Here is an 18,710-nt window from a genome sequence, read left to right as displayed (position 1 = left end):
GTGTATCAAAGCTCTGTTTGATGCACTATGCATCAATTATGCCTTATGCGTTAGTATTTCAATTCTAGCGTGCTTTTTATAGAAAAGTTCTCACGCTTTAGCGTAAGATTTGAATTATATGCGGGGTCATTTTCTATGAAATCACTCCACGTTGTTTGAAGGTAAGCTAATTCGCGTTTAAAACGGGCCGCTTTTTCAGGTGAAATATCCAAGCCTCTGCTAACAGACTCATGATGGAAAAGCTCTGCTTCGGCGCAGTAAACATTATTAACGCCCAAGCCTTTAACCTTTAAGCAAAAATCTACATCGTTAAAGGCAACAGAAAGGTCTTCTTCATTCAAACCATTTACGGCATCAAAATGCGTGCGTTTAACTAACAAGCACGCTGCCGTTACCGCACTGTAGTTGTTTGTAGCAGCGATTCTTTTTAGGTAACCAGTATGAAAGCGAGGAAAGTTCTTGTGAGCATGACCAGCGCCACCGCCGTAACCTAAAACAACACCGGCGTGTTGTATCCGTGTATCAGAATAAAGCAGCTTTGCACCAACACAGCCAACGTCTTTGCGCTCTACATGGCCAACCATGTAATTAAGCCAATCAGGCGATATAACCTCAATATCGTTATTAACTAACCCAAGAATGGAGCCTTTTGCATGTTCAACACCGAAATTATTAATTGCCGAATAATTAAATGGCGCCGGGTAACGAATAACTCTTACTTTTTCCAATGTGTCTAGGTAACTAAAATATTCAATACTTTCCTGTTCATCAGATCCGTTATCAATCAGCAATATTTCGTAATTTTGGTAGGTTGTTTTCTCTAGAATTGATTCAATACATGCCTTTACTAAGGCTTTCCCGTTTTTTGTGGGAATGATCAAGCTTACTAAGGGATTACTATTGGGCCAGCATAGCCGGTTTACGCTAAATTGCTCGTCTGTCTCAACCTTCGCTTGTGTGTGTTTTTCTATTACTTGTTTAACGCGCTCTAGCGTGTTTGATATATCTTTTTCAACTGCTGGTTGGTGCACCAAGGGCAACGGTAGATGATTAATAGACAAACTTTTGATAGTGTGGGAAAGCTCTGTAACTATCTCTGCAATTGTTGTTTGGTTAGTAATGTGTAGCGACTTTAGCAGCGCTGTTTTAATCATTACCCCAGTATTGATATAAGCGGTAGAGTATTGAAGCTCAGGATTCCAATCGGGTAAAAATCTTGGTGCTGATTTAGCACCATTATTATCAAGCTCATCAGTATCACAATAAACTAAGTCGCTTTCTTTCAAAGCTTCACATAGATGGCTAATGGCAGATTTCTCTAATGAGTCACCACCGATTATCAATAACGTAGGGAGTTGATCATTTAGTCGTGAAATGTGCTCTTCTAATGTGCTTTTATTTTTGTCACCCGTTACAAAGCAAGTTTTAACACCAAGCGCCTTAAGTTTTTCTTCAGTTTGGCCTTGGCTGTCGGTGCCAAATATTACTGCTTGCCATCCATCAATCTTGCCTACTGATTTTGAAAAAGCAGACTTATTTACTTCAAGCCAATTATTGTATAACGCCTGCGTTTGTTTAGGCGTTGGAGCATCGAAGAATAGTCCAGACTTTCTCACCGATCTTACATACAAACTAGTTAAACGCTCATTTTGTTTAAGCTTGTTTTTTAATTTTTTAGGAATAAGTTGAAGGGCAGCACGCACTGACCGCATAGCAATTTTTTTCATGTAGACTATTTAGGGCCTTAAAAATAAAGAAAGCCGCTTTATTTTAAAGCGGCTTTCTAGTTTAACACTTGTAAACTTGTATGGGTATTAGCTACCGGTACCTAAGCGTTCTCCTTGATAACTTCCATCAAGAACCGCTTTCCACCAGCCCTCATTTGCTAAATACCACTCAACAGTTTTGCGAATACCGCTTTCGAACGTTTCTCGTGGCTTCCAGCCAAGTTCACGTTCAATTTTGCTTGCATCAATAGCGTAGCGCATATCGTGCCCAGGGCGGTCTTGAACGTAAGTAATTTGTTCAGCGTATTTACTATCTTTTGGCTTAACTTCATCCAAAATAGCGCAAATAGTTTGTACCACCTCAATGTTCTGCTTTTCGTTGTGGCCACCAATGTTGTAGGTTTCACCGATTTCGCCATTAAGTGCAACCACAACTAATGCCCGTGCATGGTCTTCAACATACAACCAGTCACGAATTTGATTCCCCTTGCCATATACAGGCAGCGGCTTTCCAGCTAGGGCATTTAGAATAACCAACGGAATAAGCTTTTCCGGGAAGTGATACGGGCCGTAATTATTTGAGCAGTTAGTTACAAGGGTTGGCAACTTATAGGTGCGAAGCCACGAACGCACTAGCTGATCTGAGCTTGCTTTACTTGCTGAGTATGGCGAGCTAGGTGCATACGGCGTAGTTTCGGTAAAGAGTGGAAGCTCTGTGCCTGGCTCAACTTCATCTGGGTGAGGAAGGTCGCCGTATACCTCATCAGTTGAAATATGATGGAATTTAAACCCTGCTTTTTTATCGCCTTCAAGTGCTGACCAATATGCTCTTGATTGTTCAAGCAAAGTGCATGTGCCCACAACGTTAGTTTGAATAAACTCGCCAGGCCCGTCAATAGAGCGATCTACATGAGATTCTGCTGCTAAATGCATAATGATATCTGGCTGATGCATATTGAACACACGCTTCACTTCTTCAGCATCACAAATATCGACGTGTTCAAAGCTGTAGCGGTCGCTGTCTGAAACTGACACCAAAGATTCTAAATTACCCGCGTAAGTTAGCTTATCTAAATTAACCACAGTATGGTCAGTGTCGTTTATAAGATGGCGAACAACTGCTGAGCCAATAAAACCCGCGCCACCTGTTACTAAAATCGTTTTACTCATTTTCTTTTTACCAAAAGTATAATCTTGTTCTTGTCACTTACGCTTTTAATTCATCTAACATGCTGGCTAATTGCTTACGCCAGTGAGTAGGTTTGCAAGCAGCAAATGCTTCACGCGCAGTTTGCTTGTCTAATACACTGTAATGTGGGCGCTTTGCCGGCGTTGGGTATTGGCTGGACGGAATAGGCAATACTGGAATTGATTTATCTAGCAACCCTTTTTCAACGCCTAGCTCTTGAATAGCTAACGCAAAGTCGTACCAACTAGCGACGCCTTCATCAGTCCAGTGATACACGCCACTGGTTTTATTAAAAGCGGCAGAAACACAAGCTTCCGCCAAACCTTTAGCCCATGTAGGCGTACCAATTTGGTCATCTATTACGCCCAACTGAGGCTTATCTGCCATCAAACGCAGCATGGTTTTCACAAAGTTATTACCATGCGAAGAGTAAACCCAAGCAGTACGAATTAAGCAACTTGCTTCAGGCAATATATCAAGTAACGCTTTTTCGCCTTCTGCTTTTGTTTTGCCATAAGCACCCTGCGGTTCTATAGGGTCGGTTGGCAGATACGGGGAGCCTTTGTGCCCATTAAATACGTAGTCGGTAGACACATGTACTAAAAATGCACCAGCTTGTTTGCAGTACTTAGCTAAGTTTTCTACTGCTGTAGCATTAATAGCATGGCACAAGGCCTTGTCTTCTTCTGCTTTATCTACGGCAGTGTAGGCGGCTGCATTGATGATGACATCAGGTGCTAATTGAGACAGGGTTTCTTCTAACACATCAAATTTAGTGATATCGGTGTCTTCCGGTCCAAGACAAATAGTATCTTCGCCCAAAATACGCACCAACTCGTAAGACAACTGCCCAGCATTTCCAATAACTACAATTTTCATTATTGTCCCTCTTAGCCTCAATAGTTAAAACGTAGGTGCGTCTACAAATGACAAACCCGCTTCATCTTTACCTGATAAAGAAGGCTTATCGCCGTTTACTAAAGGCCAGTCGATATTTAATGTAGGGTCGTCGTACTTAACTGATATTTCAGATTCTGGGTGGTAATAGTCCGTACACTTATACACAAACTCAGCAGATTCACTAGTTACATAGAAGCCGTGAGCAAAGCCCGCAGGTACCCACAACTGGCGTTTATTCTCATCTGATAACGTCACCCCAACCCACTTACCATATGTAGGTGAGTTTTTACGCATATCTACCGCTACGTCGTACACTTCGCCACTAACTACACGTACTAATTTGCCTTGGGTTTGCTCCATTTGATAATGGAGGCCACGAAGAATACCTTGGCTAGATTTAGAGTGGTTATCCTGAACAAAATGTACATCTGCACATTCTTTTTTAAACCAGTCGGTACGAAAGGTTTCTAGAAAAAAACCTCGCTCGTCGCCAAATACTTTTGGTTCTATTATTTTAACGTCAGGGATGCTTGTTTGAATTACTTGCATTTACTTTCCGTATAAACTGCCAATAAGAAATAAGAAGAAAGGTGGCAATGCCACCTTATTAAATTTGAAATCGGTTAAACTTTTACTCTATCTTTAAGCACTTTTAAGAGGTAATCACCATAACCGCTTTTCTTAAGCGGTGCAGCTAACTTTTCAAGCTGCTCAGCGTTGATATAGCCCATTCTATAAGCCACCTCTTCTGGGCAACATACTTTTAAGCCCTGACGCTTTTCTATTGCAGCAACGAAATTTGCGGCGTCTAGTAGCGAGTCAAGCGTACCTGTATCCAACCACGCTGAACCTCGGCCCATTAGTTCTACTTTCAGACTGCCATCTTGGAGGTAGAGATTATTCAAGTCTGTAATTTCTAGTTCGCCTCGATGTGAAGGCTTAACCTCTTTAGCAAAATCCACTACGCGGTTGTCGTAGTAGTAAAGGCCAGTTACCGCATAGTTTGATTTAGGAACGGCTGGTTTTTCTTCAATAGAGAGAGCATTCCAGTCATCATCAAAATCTACCACACCATAGCGCTCAGGATCGTTAACGTGATAACCAAATACAGTAGCACCTTGCTCTTGCTTGAACGCATTCTGCAACGATAGTTTTAAGTCGTGGCCATAGTAGATGTTGTCACCCAAAATAAGTGTGCATGGCGAACTACCGATAAAGCTTTCGCCAATAAGAAATGCTTGAGCTAGGCCATCGGGCGAAGGTTGAGCTGCATATTGAACATTAATACCCAAGTCACTACCGTCGTCTATAAGCTCGATGAAGCGGCGCTGCTCTTCGGGTGTAGTGATAATTAAAATATCCCTAATCCCCGACATCATAAGAGTAGCTAGGGGATAAAATATCATTGGTTTATCGTAAACCGGCATAAGCTGTTTACTTACTACCTTTGTAAGCGGATGTAAACGCGTGCCAGATCCACCCGCCAAAATTATACCCTTCCGGTTCATAGTTTTTCCTTGTTAATTTGTTCGTATTATCTCTGCCAAACTATTTGCTAGTTCAGTAGATACATCCTTATCTGTTGCCTCTATCATTACACGAATCAACGGCTCTGTTCCAGATTTTCGAAGAACAAGTCGACCACTTGAACCTAACGCCCCTTCGACTCGCGCTACCTCTTCCTTTACAACATCTAAATCAAGTACTGAATCCAGATCGTTATGACGAACATTCACCATACACTGAGGCAGCTTAGTCATCCCTTCTTTTAAGTCTTTTAGAGAATATTCACTTTTTACAACCACTGCCAATATTTGAAGAGCAGCAACAATAGCATCACCAGTGAATGCATAGTCTAAATTGAGTATATGACCAGACGTTTCACCACCTATACGCCAGCCAGTCTCTTTTAATTTTTCGACCACATATCTATCGCCGACTTTGGTTCGCTCAAAAGGGATATCAAGCGCTTTAAGCGCAAGCTCAAGGCCAAGGTTACTCATTAAAGTGCCAACCACACCGCCTTTGTAGCCAGCTTGCTTGGCCTCACGGGCCATCAAAAACAGAATCTCGTCACCATCAACGACATCACCATCTGAATCAACAAACATGATTCTGTCTGCATCTCCGTCAACGGCTATTCCTAAATCAGCTTTATTCGTTGTTACCGCTTTGCTTAGTGCATTCAGTGACGTAGCACCACACTCATCGTTGATGTTTACCCCGTTCGGCGTGTTTGCGATATTAATGACTTTTGCTCCCAACTCTTCAAACACACTGGGGGCGACTTTATACGCAGCACCATTCGCACTATCAACAACGACTGTCAGTCCTTCTAGACTGAGATCGCTTGGAAAGGTCCCTTTGCAGAATTCGATATAGCGACCCGCGGCATCTTCAATTCTTCGCGCTTTACCCAAACGCTCCGAATCTACGCATTCGATACCATTTTCCAGCGCATACTGTAATTTTTCTTCAATTGCCTGTTGTTGTTCACTACCTAACTTCGCGCCACTTCGGCCAAAAAATTTAATACCGTTATCGTAATAGGGGTTATGGGATGCGCTGATAACCACACCAGCATCAGCTCTAAAGGTAGAGGCTAAATAAGCTACCGCTGGTGTGGGTATGGGCCCGGCTAGTGCTATATTAACGCCCGCTGCAGACAAACCAGCCTCTAATGCAGATTCAAGCATGTACCCGCTAGCGCGAGTATCTTTTCCAACGAGCACTTCTTTTGTACCGTCTGCCGCCAAAACTACGCCCGCAGCCCAGCCTAGCTTCATTACAAAATCAGGTGTCATTGGGAATTCGCCAACTTTCCCGCGAATTCCATCGGTGCCAAAATATTTTTGAGACATTTTTACTTCCTAAAAAACGAAAGGCCACAACTCAAAAAGTCATGGCCTAATATCAAGATGTTAGCGTTATTCTACAGTAACCGACTTTGCAAGGTTTCGGGGCTGATCGACATCAGTGCCTTTGATCAATGCTACGTAGTAAGAAAGAAGTTGCAGAGGAACGGTATAAACAATGGGCGCAATAATATCTTCACAATGAGGAATATTAATGACGCGCATTGTTTCATCGCTATCAAAGTGCGCATCAGCATCTGCAAACACATACATAATACCGCCTCTGGCACGTACTTCTTCCACATTAGATTTTAGCTTTTCAAGCAATTCATCATTGGGCGCAACGACAATTACAGGCATTTCGTCATCTATTAGGGCTAGAGGACCATGTTTAAGTTCACCTGATGCGTATGCTTCGGCGTGTATATAAGAGATTTCTTTCAGTTTGAGCGCGCCTTCCATAGCAATTGGATATTGAGCGCCGCGCCCGAGGAACAAGCTATGGTGCTTATCGGCAAACTCTTCAGCCAGTGCTTCAATTACTTCTGAAGTACTCAGCGCCTCTTCAATCTTACTTGGCAATGTCTTAATTGCAGATACGATTTCCGCTGATGTTTCGTTAGAGAGACCATTAAATTTACCTAACGCTAGTGTAAGCATTAGAAAGGCGGTAAGTTGGGTTGTAAACGCTTTAGTTGATGCAACGCCAATCTCAGCACCGGCAAGAGTCATAAACGCAAGGTCTGACTCGCGCACTAGCGACGAACCTGGCACATTACAAATTGTAAGTGCAGACATGTAACCCAATTCTTTAGCCAAACGCAACGCGGCTAATGTATCTGCCGTCTCTCCGCTTTGAGAAATCGTAACAAGCAAACTGTTTTGATGAACGGCTGATTTGCGATACCTAAATTCTGAAGCTATCTCTACTGAACAAGAAACATTTGCATGCTCCTCCAACCAATATCGCGCTGTCATTCCAGCATGATAACTCGTGCCACATGCAATAATTTGTACATGCTTCACTTGTTTTAAGATATCGTCTGCACCATCGCCAAATAGCGCATCAATGTTGTGAATATTATCTATTCTATCTTGAAGCGCATTTCTAATAACCGCTGGCTGCTCATAAATTTCTTTTAGCATGTAGTGACGGTAACCACCTTTGTCACCCGCATCATGCTCAACAGTCGATTCGATAATTTCACGTTCTACCCGAACACCAGATTTATCAAAAATTGTTACTTCTCGACGGGTAACTTCCGCTACGTCACCTTCCTCTAAAAAGATAAAGCGGCGTGTTACAGGTAGTAATGCTAATTGATCTGAAGCTATGAAGTTTTCACCCAAGCCAAGCCCGATGACCAATGGGCTACCTGAACGCGCCACTACCATTGTGTTAGGGTCTTCTTTGTCGATAACTACTGTACCGTATGCCCCAGTAAAGTGTGTTACTGCACTCTGAACAGCTTCTAATAAAGACTTACCGTCGTTAAGCATTTCGTGAACTATATGCGCAATGGTTTCGGTATCGGTATCGCTTGAAAAGGTATAACCTTTTTCACCTAAACTCTTACGTAAAGCTACGTAATTCTCAATAATGCCGTTATGCACCACTGCCACCCGGCTGGATGAGAAGTGCGGATGTGCGTTATATTCAGTAACGCCACCATGAGTAGCCCATCGAGTGTGGGCGATACCAGTTGTACCTAAAGCTGTTTCATTTTCTAAAGCTTCAGCTAAATTTTTGACCTTACCAACTTTGCGAATTCGCTTTAAATTGCCATCCTTGTCCAACAAGGCTACGCCAGCAGAGTCATACCCTCTGTACTCTAACCTTTTTAACCCTTCTAGTAGTATTTCAACCACATTCCTTTCGGCTACTGCACCTACTATTCCACACATAAATTTTCTTTCTACGCTATTGTTTGATTAATCACACCGATGGTGTGCTGTACTTTTAAAATAGTAACGATTATTTAAGAGTGTTTCTAGAAAACGTTGCTGTTTCAACTTTAATTTAAGGTCTCCAACCTATACGGTAAGAAATTCATCTATAACCTTCACTGCCACGAGAAAAGTTGCATGCGAAAAACTATCTAAACTTGTTATAGGAGTGGGTATCGAAGAACACTCTTTTAATCTAAAAGTTGCCTGAAATACTCTATGTATCGAGCACTCGCGTCTGGTAACACTTCAGCCGTAAATGCCGTTGCTAATCTCCCACTTTCTTTTTTCTGCGCTATGTAATTAACCACCGAGTCATTAAATTTAGGCGCTTTTACGACAAACCGCGCATTTGTCTGAACACAAATGCAATCAGGTTTCACAACGTCAATAATTTTATGATCAACATTGCCTGCCGTATGTATGAAAACGACGGAAGTATACAAGCGGCATAGGTAGTGAAACATAGTATAAGAGGAAGATGAACCGAATAATAACAAAGTCTTATCAGACACAGCGTGCTGATGGAACATAACAATGATGCGACCAAAGTTGTCAACGTTATTGTCAAAAACGACACAGCGTCTGTAATTAAAATTCGTAATACTGTCTTCCTCGTGCTGTTGGGGCGGATACACTTTTGAGCCCAGATCCCCCCAGCTTTTTCTGATCTGATAGGTATCGTTAGAAAAGACATTGAGGTCAGAAATGCTTCGAGAGGACAGTTTACTTGCAACCAATTGAGCAGCGAGCCTTGCACCATGAAGAGTCCAGTGCGTATCACACACCCTAAATGAGCGCTGCTCTAAATTTCGAAGCTCTTCTATCGGTAAAATAAAATTGAGCGACTCGGGTATCAACTCTTTAAGCTTTTGAATAGGCGCTTTCTTGGAAAAACGATAAGGATAATACTCTTCGTATACCATTTCCTTAGAGGGCGCGACAAGTAAGCAGACGGGTGTCCCACATGAGCGGGAAAAGTCATTTAGCGATACTAGGTATTCTTTCCACTCAGCTTGAGCTGTGCGGGATAATTTAAGTTTCCCAGTATATTGCTCAATACTCTTGTTGGTATCGTTATCAAGAAAAAGCCAGCCATCTTTCCCTTCTAAGATCTGAAATTTACCTTCGACACTACCATTCATTAGCTCTGTGAATTTGCCATCTTGAATTAGACCTAACGTAAACGTTGAATGTTTGAGATAAATTCGCTCAGAAAAACCACAATGAAGTAAATCGTGGTTTTCGGGTTCTTGCTTTAGCACTCTTGAAACTACGTCTGGACGGGTGCGATTAATTGGTATTGAGTGTACTTCGTCACCATTCAGAATAACTAGCGATGCTGCTGACTTTCCTTCGTTCAATAACCAGCCTTGGAACAACAGCCCGTCATGGGCTAATTCGCTCCCATCAATACTTTGGCTATTAGATGGAAAATCGAGATGCCATCGAAGTGTATGGGATGATGCGCTATCCACTCGCTGGGTAATTATTGAATACACTGCCACTAAAGTTCCTTTCTTACGGCTTTATAAAAAGTCGCCTACGATTTCATATTCATGATGAAGATAAGATTCAAGCCGGGTAATACTACTTGGTAGCTGATATGTTTGGCTAGTTCGCCTGTTTACCTGCAATGTTTTTAACTTTAACTTGGTCAAACATGACAATTGCTCTAAACCTTCTTCATATTTATGTTTTGAGCCTACAAAGCCAAATTCGTCAATAGGCACAGAATTGAAAAACCGACTATAGGTATTTGTAAACGCTTCAATAGTGTTATTAAGAACCAACTCCTTAACTATGGTCTCTTGTGACTTTAAGCTAGCTTCTGGCAGCTTTGATTTTAACAAGATATAGTGAGGATGCCTCTCCTTAAGTGCCAATAGGTGGCCTACTAGCGACCATAAACGCTCTAGCGGGTCGCGAACCCATACGGCTCTAATAGCGTTTGGAAAAGTTTGCGTATGATTAATATGCGGCTTAAAGTGCCCGTGAAGCACCTTAGCTTTTGCAGGTAACCATATCTCGTCACCTTTCGACATAGCACTTGCCCCGGTATTTGCGTAAATACCGTAAACATTCCTAGTACCAAGAGCCTGTTCAAATGCAACCCTGAGAGAACTTCCAGCAGTTTTTGGAATGTGGTGAGACAGAACAGTAATATTAGGGTGAGGCCGGCTTTCAGAATTCTTGTCCGGCGATAATAGTTTCTCCACACGCCAAAACGGATGGGTTTTATAAGACATAGGTAACTAATCTTCTACAGCTGAGTCCACCACGCCACGTTAAACTGTGAGTAAGTGGCCAAATGACAAAATAGGGTATTTAACATGTTGTTGTAAGCATAAAAATCGATAATTAAAAGCCCTCTAGTTTAGCAGGTTTCTTAGAGATCATAACTATCTGGTTTGCGAGCTTTTTACCAAAGGTATCGCGAGAGAAAAGTTCGTTAGCTCTTTTAGCAGCAAAGCTACCCATCGACGCCACTAATTCAGGGTTACGATTCAAGCCAAGTATTGCATCTACAATGCTCGTAGTGCTTTTATAGTCGACTAGAACACCAGATTGCTTGTCGACAAGTTCACTAACGGCCCCCCAATCGTAACCAATTACAACTCGTCCCAATGACATACCTTCTGCCACAGTTCTACCAAAAGATTCCTTGAAGTGAGAAAGCGCTAACACAATATGGTGTTCAGCCATGGCCTCTTTCGGTTTTTCGACATAGCCTGCAATAGTAATATTTGCATCTCCAAATCGCTTCGCTGCCATGATAACTTCATTAGTAATGGGCCCGTAAATCGTAAACTGAATATTACTAGCCCCCTTACATAAGCTTGCTACTTCAAAAAAGTCCTCAACACCTTTTTTCTTAACATTACTGCTTAGCATGCATATTTTTAATGAGTCCGAAGGCATGAGGTCTTGTGAAGGGGCGGTATCGACACAATTGTAGATAACAGTAGTTCGCTCTGGTTCATTTAGCCAACGGGCTGTTTCTTCAGAGTTAGCAATAAAATAGTCGCTACTCGCGATGACTCTTGCATGAGTATGTTGCGGTGACTCTCGAAGTAAATCCGCTAAATCATTATCAAACTCAACAAGTTCTCGCACATGCATAACCGTTGGGATACCAGCCTTCTTGGCAGCACTTAAAGGCTCTATTAGTGTAAGCGTGTTAACATAAACACAGTCATATCCACAGTCTAGGAAATATGACTCCAAATATTGCGCTATAGGCTGAATCGGCTCTTCCCTTCCATTAGCCCAAGGTAAAGGCAAGAATACTATCTTGCTAACGAATTGTTTTAGCTCCTCGATGTAGTTAATGTTAGCGCAGGACGGTAAAAATAGCGTTATCGAAATATTCGCCTGCTGCATTGCTTCAGCAATATCAACTAAGCTTCTTTCTGCACCGAAGACCGTTTCAGATACGGCATGCCCAAAAAGAGCGACGTGAATTATTCCTTCACACTTTGCAAACCCTGTGATTGATACAGGCGAAGAAAAGTCCCAACTGTTGTTATGTAGTGCGTGCCAGGTTGGTGACGCCGTATTTGGTAATTCAAATTTGTAAGCATAAGCCTGAGGGTTAAATAATGGAGATGGGTAACGCCCTTCTTTTTCTCCTCTACCCCAGAAATGATCATGGATATCAAGCCCCATAGAACTCACATCGTCGTAAACTTGCGCGTACCAATTTTCGTCAAGTGCTTTTCTCCATTTGTGAAAACTCGCTGCATTTTCTTTTACAAATGAAGGTTTAGAAGAAGCCAGCAGCATACTAGGAGGAACAGGAAAAGGACGCTGGCCGTCTCTTAAAAGCTTCAAATCTGGGCTATTCTTGTGCCATGCTCGAGCGAAATCCATATACTGTTTTCTAACACCACCATACTGGGTGACCAAGTGAGTTTCTGCATTCTGCGTAAGTGATAACGCATGGGTTCGTCCAAAAGAGAGAGGAACGTCAGGCATTACTTCTTTTATCGCGGTTTCACCGAACTTGGCAAGACATCTTTCATAAAACTCAGTATCAGCATTTACTTTAACCTCGTCCCAGCCTCCCAGAGTGGCAACAACATCTTTTCGAACGAGTAGAGAAGACACATTTCTATGCACCCAAGAGTTACCAGCCCTTAACCTTGAAAATTTAAGGCCCTCTGTGCATCTAACCCAGTGCGAAACAGTTCCTTTCAAAGAACGGTTGAAGAGTAAAGGGGTTACTTGTTTTTCGATTTTCTGGGGGTGAGCCCAGTCATCAGCGTCCATGACGGTAAGGAAGTCACCGTTAGCCATAGACATTCCTAAGTTTCTTGTAGCGTATGCGCCTTTATTTTTGTTGTTTTTGATAACCCGTACACGTTCAATCCCGCCATACAAACGCTTCAACTCGGTATAGCTGTTATCAGTGGAAGCATCATCAACCACCATTATCTCAATGTTTTTCCATGACTGATTGAGTAGAGAGTTGATACTAGTAGAAATGACTTTCGCTGCATTAAAGACCGGGACTATAATTGAGACTTTCGGTTTGCTCACAAGTGCTTTAAGCCATGTAAAAGCAGAGACAGATGTTAGTGCTGTTGAAAGAACATCTAACGTTGCTTCTGCTTTATTCGTAGTTAGCTCCTTTAGCCCAGTATTCTTATAAAGCCTATTAAGCTCAACAATCTTCCGCGACTCCGACAGCATACTGGCCGCGAGCCACTTTGAAGAATTTGACCAATGAGGGTCTTTTACAACCTGCTTAGCTTCAGCTTCTAAACCTGCCCCAAACAAAGATGAAAACCTTATCAGCGACAATTCATCTCTACTAAAAAGCTTTTCTGATAGGCTGCTGTTGATAACAAGTTTATCCGACTCTTCTTTTGCTAAAAGATACTGTTCTGTGAAGAGGTAGTAATCGACGAGTACTTTAGCGCCATATATTCCGTTGATGCTTGAGTATTCTGCAGCGCTGTGCAAAGAATCGAGTATTACGTCACAGTTTTTTGCATTTCGCCATAAAGCCTTCTCAAAGGATAGCGAAGGAATATTGCATGGCAAACGTCCTTCTTGCCTTCCGTGTTTGTCGAAGTGTAGTTTAGGGTCAATCCCTGCAGCTGCAACATCGGGGTACTGTTTAAGATACCACTCGGGATCAAAGTACTCTTTATTCATCATTCGCTACGACTTCTTATCTTCTAGGTACGCTAGCAGTGAGTCCAAACTATCTGTAGTTTTTACTTCCACCGATTCATGAGCAGTAACAAAGCTCAACGCTATTTCAATACTCTGCGCTTGCCCTCTTTTATCATAAACGACCACTTTATTAGAGGTAAGTATCGCTAACTCCTCTTGTATTTCAAGCAAAAGAGCTGGGTCTAAAAAGCACACATAATCAACAGATATAGTCATGCCGAACACACATGCTTCTGCATTATCCCTAGACAATAGTTCAAAAAAAGCGCTAGATAATTGTCTCTGAATTTCCCGCGGCCGTGGTAAGTGATATAGGAAAACTTTTTTACCGCTGCTCATAGTAGAAGCTATGGCTTCATATAGTTCAATCTCTAGCCTGCCTTCACTAAAATCACCAACAAAAACTGTATCGCCAGCCACTTCATAAAGATTCTTAGAGATCATTGTAGTGGGAGCTGGAAACTTACGATCACCATCAATATCTACGAACAAGTTAGACGGCTCTTTTGAGTGCCACCACTGACATGCCTGCCGATAGATATGGCGCATACCTTGGTACATTGTTTTTATATGAGTTGCTTTATTCCTAGTTAGCGAGTTTTCATCGTCCAAAGCAAATGCCAAGGGAATGTCTGAGTGAATTTTCTTTACTGAATGAAAACCGAAGTGTGATTCTACCCGCCAAATATATTCTGTATCACCGCCCACTAAAACTGAATCCCAATAGCCCAATTCATCGAAAACGGCGCGTCTAAACAAAAAAGAAGAGTGAGACCAATGAATCAACCTGGGGTTTAGCCGCCAGTTATGCTCAAAATTAAGTGTAGGCGTAGCTCTTACCCACTGAGTGCACACTCCCATGACAGATTCGTTTTGAGAAAGGTACTCCATTTGTAGCTGTATTTTCTGAGAGTGAGACCAATCATCCGCGTCATGCGTGGTAATAAAAGCCCCCTTTACAGCGGTAAGGCCTACATTTCGAGCACGATAAGCGCCGCCGTTTTGAGATTGTTTAATAAGTTTTATCTGCGGAAATTCTCTAGACAGCGATTCTATTACTGATACCGTATTATCTTCACTGCAATCGTCAACTACGATTATTTCTAAGTTTTTCCATGACTGAGATAAGAGCGACTCTAAAGCAGTTTTGATTGTTTTTCCCGCATTGAAGCAAGGAACAATTACGCTTACAAGTTCCGTGCTTATACATTCATCTTCTTCACTCTCTGTTGCCAAATTTTTGAACGAGAGTTCCTCGTCGTGACTTTTTAAAGTTAGGCCTCTTAAACCATGCCTTTGGTAAATTTTATTAAGAATAGAAAGTTTTTCATCAGCAGAACCAGCGCAATTGGATAACGCCAAGAGTATATCTTCGTCTAAGTTACTATCTTTATAGTGAGCTCTTATAAAGGTTTCAGACTCTAAATACTTGCCATTCTTTTGTAGACATAAAGCATGCATAAGCGCGCCACTTTTACCATAAACGTCAGGCGCTATTTGTTTGACCACAAGGCGCGACAAACTGAGAGCCTTTTTAAACTCTCCTAAATAATAGAACCATCTAGCAGTATGCCAAATGGAAAAGAACCTGACGGTCTCCTCCACTGAAGGCGTTGAGTAGATTTCTTTGAGTCGAATTAGAGATGATTCAGACAATCCACGCCACAACAGCTGCGGTATATGTTCTTTATCCGCGCCAAGCCCATTTATTTCTTGCGAATGAAATTGAATTCTGTTGGTTGCACGCCCTTCATTACGCCCATGCTGGATATAATGTACAAAGGGGTTTAACCCACTATTCGCCACATCTTCGAAGTTTGTTCTATACCATTTTGTGTCAAACCACTCGTTTGGAAAATATCCTGCATCCCCCCCTACCTGTAAATAATGACGTACAGTATTAGCGTTGGGATTTAGATTGTAGCGGCGCAGATAGTAATCACTATCAAACAAGTTACTTCGCCTAATTAGCTGCTCCATGCGGAGCAATCTCATAAAAGAAGCAAGTTCGCTTTTTTTTCTAGATAGAAAATTTTTCATTATGAAATAAAGCTTAAATGCAAGCTGCGGAAGTCTAATTGAAACAATTCAACATCCTATTTAGTTAGCTTTATTTTCTATTATTCTTCGGCTTTGAGTCGGTGCGTGTGCAACAATCGGCTTTCCTAGCACACCACCTTTGAGGATAGGCTCTAATAAGTCGTAAGTACCTTTGAAAAAAGATAATTTCCTGTGGAAAGTTCGGTTTTCGCGAATTTCGTCTAAGTTATTATTTGCCATAGCACAATAAAATATGAACCAGTCTACATCATTGAATACCCCTTTGGTTTTAACGAGTTCAAGAAGGCGTTGGGCACCAGCTTGTGACAAATAATATCCGTCACCCCCACAGGCTATCTGGTTTCTTTCTGCCCTCGCTAAAATTTCCTGCTTCAAGGAGTTTATACAATTCCTCTCATCGCTATCTGCACTCGCTTCACCACACATCCTGTCGTTTACAAAAATCAAGTCATAAGCCTGCATTTCTGAAGCCAACTCAGAAATAGTATCAATATTTTGAAAAATGATATCATCTTCAAATACAAAACCGCTTCCTTCTTCAGCTATTTTTTCCCATGCCCTAGCATGTGAAAGAAAACAGCCGACGGTTCCCATCTGGAGATCTATCTCATGATTTACAACCGTTTTTTCTACTATAAATCTAGGAATAGAGCTTCCTCTGATACCTGATATTCTTTCAATATTGAAAGGGAGCCCGCTAGCAATGCTCTCGACTTTTTCAAAGTTCTGAATATCACAGTCAAGATTAATAACATACGCCTTAATAGCACCTGAATTCATCGTCTTACCTTCTTTACCAATTATTCTGCCGAAAATATTATTGTAGATTTTATCACTTGAGCTTTTGAAAACTCGCTAACCATTATTGACTAGACATTCATGGTAACTCAGGCTCCAGTGGCTAAAAAAAAGGTTTTTGTCATACTTGTTTATTTATGCCAATGCCTTTACCACAATTTTATTTTTTAAACGATTTAGATCACACTTTCGACAATGAAAGTATTTCTTCATAAGATTTGATGTCGCCTCCCTTCTCATTGGCAAATTCTAGCGCAGACTTATCAAATATATCTTTCGGCGTATAAATCAAAAAGCGTTCGGCCATGAGCGAAATAACAACATTTGGTTTAAATACATCTAGTGCATCATGTTCAATTAGCGGGCTATGAACTATGTATAGTCTGCTAAATGACTCGGCCAAAAAGCGCTGAATCTTCCATCCATAAGAATCAGTGAAGAGAACGCAACTCGGCAACGTTTGATCAGAATTCACCCAAACCGACATGTGACCCCGGTTTGTCACACCGTTGTTCCAAATCTTGTTTGCTTTTCCATTCTTGACAAAACATTCGGTAAATTTGGCAATGCGAGGAGGATTAAACTTCTCGCCTAAGTCACCGCTTCCCTCTTTCTCGATCAACGCTATGTCATCTTCCATTAATATAGGAATATTAATTTTCAGATCTTCCATTATGCGCCTGTAGCAAACGTATGCACCATAAGCGGTATAATGGGAGTCGACTGGATGGTAAGATTCTGCTTCTTCAGATGCATTGATCAACTCTTCTAGCGGATAGATAAAACTTGAATAATCATACAGTTCTGAGCTTATTTGGTGTATGGGTCGTATAGCATCAATATTGTCTAACTGTGGCAGGTCACCTTTATGCACAGCGTGCGCATCAGGGACCACCATAAGCCTATACTGGGCCCCCATGCTGGAACAAACTGCTTTTCTCGTTTCAATCACTCTACGCCAAGCTTTTATTTGATTGATACCTAGGATTTTCTCGCCACGATGCTGCTTTATTACGTCGTTAGAATCATTTGCGATGAAAAGGCGTTGGTTTCTCCCTTCAACAACTTTTCCATCACCAGCAGGGTGCCCTTTAACCTCTGTGACAGTAGTTGTTGAATTACCCTTTTGAAGAATAAACTCTTTAGCAAATGCTTTGTTGTCAAACAAACCTCGCTCAGCCCAAAGGTTAGCTATAAAATCTATTTCGTTATTTTTTAACTGAGCAAACCGTTTGGCGCGAACAGAGAACATCCAAACACTGTCGTTTGACGTGCTGTTTAAAACTCGAGATATATCTTTGTCAGATTCAGGCCATTTGGTAAACAATGTCGCGTATGGTTTGGTGCCAATAGAATAAAATTTTTCAGGCCCACCGCGATAAGTTAAATATGCAAAATAGATTAAGAACTCTGCAAGTTTCTCATTCTCCGATATAAGATTATAAATCCCGGTGCCTTCTCGCTTTTCAATTTCAGCTAGCAAATCACGAACTAAAGCAGTAATCATCAAGTAAGGTGGCACTGTTGGTAAGGCAGGCTTATCAAGGTCGACATCAACATCAAAGTAATTACATGCTTCTTTCAAGCAAGCCTTTACGTACCCACCATGAACCTGATGATGAGACACTGGCTTTTCGTCTTCGTTAAATAAGTCTCTTCGTTTAAGTTCTCGAATGAAATGGCATTTAGCATCTAGAACCAAATAGTGACCTTTATCCGACATAGTCGCTATAGACAATTTCAGTGCTTGCTGTGACAAATAAGGGTTGGCACCTTTTGAAAGGTTAATTCCTAGTTTGTCCGCGTCTATGATACGAACATTGTCTTTGAACTTATCGAAGAATGGTAGAACTTCCGTATCAAACGCTTTACGACCCGCTGAAGGATTGACGGCATTATTAATTAGGTAAATTTTATCTACTAAGCTAGTGTCACAATAAAGCTCGATAGACTTCGCAAGTAACCCTAACGTGTCAACCTCGTTCTCATAGAAAACTACTGCTAAATCAACTTTTTCCATTTTTTAATACCGTATTCCTATAACGCCCT

Annotated in this window: 13 protein-coding genes; all 13 read right to left on the bottom strand. The window is 41.6% G+C overall.

What is annotated here, in order from left to right:
* Positions 1-50: 50 nt before the first annotated feature.
* The 13 genes from V7R55_RS13610 to V7R55_RS13550 all read right to left on the bottom strand — a co-directional run bounded on the left by V7R55_RS13610 (position 51) and on the right by V7R55_RS13550 (position 18,681).
* Positions 51-1,727 (bottom strand): glycosyltransferase family 2 protein, encoded by a 1,677-nt coding sequence (locus tag V7R55_RS13610; protein WP_334059930.1) that lies wholly within the window; start codon positions 1,725-1,727, stop codon positions 51-53.
* Between the two features lie 87 nt (positions 1,728-1,814).
* Complete coding sequence (rfbB, locus tag V7R55_RS13605; protein ID WP_334059929.1) at positions 1,815-2,897, bottom strand: dTDP-glucose 4,6-dehydratase; 1,083 nt, start codon at positions 2,895-2,897, stop codon at positions 1,815-1,817.
* A gap of 37 nt (positions 2,898-2,934) precedes the next feature.
* The gene (rfbD, locus tag V7R55_RS13600; RefSeq protein WP_334059928.1) at positions 2,935-3,795 is read right to left on the bottom strand and encodes a dTDP-4-dehydrorhamnose reductase; all 861 of its coding nucleotides are present in this window, start codon (positions 3,793-3,795) and stop codon (positions 2,935-2,937) included.
* A gap of 24 nt (positions 3,796-3,819) precedes the next feature.
* On the bottom strand, positions 3,820-4,365 hold the full coding sequence (gene rfbC / locus V7R55_RS13595; RefSeq protein ID WP_334059927.1) for a dTDP-4-dehydrorhamnose 3,5-epimerase: 546 nt from the start codon (positions 4,363-4,365) through the stop codon (positions 3,820-3,822).
* 74 nt (positions 4,366-4,439) lie between these two features.
* Positions 4,440-5,324, bottom strand: coding sequence for a glucose-1-phosphate thymidylyltransferase RfbA (gene rfbA, locus V7R55_RS13590; RefSeq protein WP_334059926.1), 885 nt, complete (start codon positions 5,322-5,324; stop codon positions 4,440-4,442).
* A 12-nt stretch (positions 5,325-5,336) separates the two neighbouring features.
* The gene (gene glmM / locus V7R55_RS13585) at positions 5,337-6,677 is read right to left on the bottom strand and encodes a phosphoglucosamine mutase (RefSeq protein WP_334059925.1); all 1,341 of its coding nucleotides are present in this window, start codon (positions 6,675-6,677) and stop codon (positions 5,337-5,339) included.
* Positions 6,678-6,743: 66 nt separating this feature from the next.
* A complete protein-coding gene (glmS, locus tag V7R55_RS13580) occupies positions 6,744-8,576 on the bottom strand; it encodes a glutamine--fructose-6-phosphate transaminase (isomerizing) (protein WP_334059924.1) in 1,833 nt (610 codons plus the stop codon).
* A 233-nt stretch (positions 8,577-8,809) separates the two neighbouring features.
* A complete protein-coding gene (locus tag V7R55_RS13575) occupies positions 8,810-10,126 on the bottom strand; it encodes an alginate O-acetyltransferase AlgX-related protein (RefSeq protein ID WP_334059923.1) in 1,317 nt (438 codons plus the stop codon).
* Between the two features lie 21 nt (positions 10,127-10,147).
* Positions 10,148-10,867 (bottom strand): hypothetical protein, encoded by a 720-nt coding sequence (locus V7R55_RS13570; protein ID WP_334059922.1) that lies wholly within the window; start codon positions 10,865-10,867, stop codon positions 10,148-10,150.
* 112 nt (positions 10,868-10,979) lie between these two features.
* Positions 10,980-13,784 carry a glycosyltransferase gene (locus V7R55_RS13565; protein WP_334059921.1) on the bottom strand — a complete coding sequence of 935 codons (2,805 nt, stop codon included), beginning with the start codon at positions 13,782-13,784 and terminating at the stop codon, positions 10,980-10,982.
* A 3-nt stretch (positions 13,785-13,787) separates the two neighbouring features.
* Positions 13,788-15,782: a glycosyltransferase family 2 protein gene (locus tag V7R55_RS13560; RefSeq protein ID WP_334059920.1), complete on the bottom strand. Its 1,995-nt coding sequence runs from the start codon at positions 15,780-15,782 to the stop codon at positions 13,788-13,790.
* Between the two features lie 120 nt (positions 15,783-15,902).
* Entirely contained in the window at positions 15,903-16,643 is a 741-nt protein-coding gene (locus V7R55_RS13555) for a glycosyltransferase family 25 protein (RefSeq protein WP_334059919.1), read from the bottom strand.
* A gap of 199 nt (positions 16,644-16,842) precedes the next feature.
* Entirely contained in the window at positions 16,843-18,681 is a 1,839-nt protein-coding gene (locus V7R55_RS13550) for a DUF6492 family protein (protein WP_334059918.1), read from the bottom strand.
* Positions 18,682-18,710: the final 29 nt, after the last annotated feature.

The sequence above is a fragment of the Alteromonas sp. S005 genome (assembly GCF_036864475.1).
GTDB lineage: Bacteria > Pseudomonadota > Gammaproteobacteria > Enterobacterales > Alteromonadaceae > Alteromonas.
The sequence above is the reverse complement of the archived record's forward strand: the minus strand, read 5'-3'. Positions and strand labels throughout refer to the sequence as shown.

Coding starts and splice junctions, on each gene's coding strand:
- V7R55_RS13560 (WP_334059920.1), bottom strand. CDS start 15,782: ATGGAGCAGCTAATTAGGCGAAGTAACTTGTTTGATAGTGATTACTAT.
- glmM (WP_334059925.1), bottom strand. CDS start 6,677: ATGTCTCAAAAATATTTTGGCACCGATGGAATTCGCGGGAAAGTTGGC.
- V7R55_RS13570 (WP_334059922.1), bottom strand. CDS start 10,867: ATGTCTTATAAAACCCATCCGTTTTGGCGTGTGGAGAAACTATTATCG.
- V7R55_RS13610 (WP_334059930.1), bottom strand. CDS start 1,727: ATGAAAAAAATTGCTATGCGGTCAGTGCGTGCTGCCCTTCAACTTATT.
- rfbC (WP_334059927.1), bottom strand. CDS start 4,365: ATGCAAGTAATTCAAACAAGCATCCCTGACGTTAAAATAATAGAACCA.
- V7R55_RS13565 (WP_334059921.1), bottom strand. CDS start 13,784: ATGATGAATAAAGAGTACTTTGATCCCGAGTGGTATCTTAAACAGTAC.
- V7R55_RS13555 (WP_334059919.1), bottom strand. CDS start 16,643: ATGAATTCAGGTGCTATTAAGGCGTATGTTATTAATCTTGACTGTGAT.
- rfbD (WP_334059928.1), bottom strand. CDS start 3,795: ATGAAAATTGTAGTTATTGGAAATGCTGGGCAGTTGTCTTACGAGTTG.
- V7R55_RS13550 (WP_334059918.1), bottom strand. CDS start 18,681: ATGGAAAAAGTTGATTTAGCAGTAGTTTTCTATGAGAACGAGGTTGAC.
- rfbB (WP_334059929.1), bottom strand. CDS start 2,897: ATGAGTAAAACGATTTTAGTAACAGGTGGCGCGGGTTTTATTGGCTCA.
- glmS (WP_334059924.1), bottom strand. CDS start 8,576: ATGTGTGGAATAGTAGGTGCAGTAGCCGAAAGGAATGTGGTTGAAATA.
- rfbA (WP_334059926.1), bottom strand. CDS start 5,324: ATGAACCGGAAGGGTATAATTTTGGCGGGTGGATCTGGCACGCGTTTA.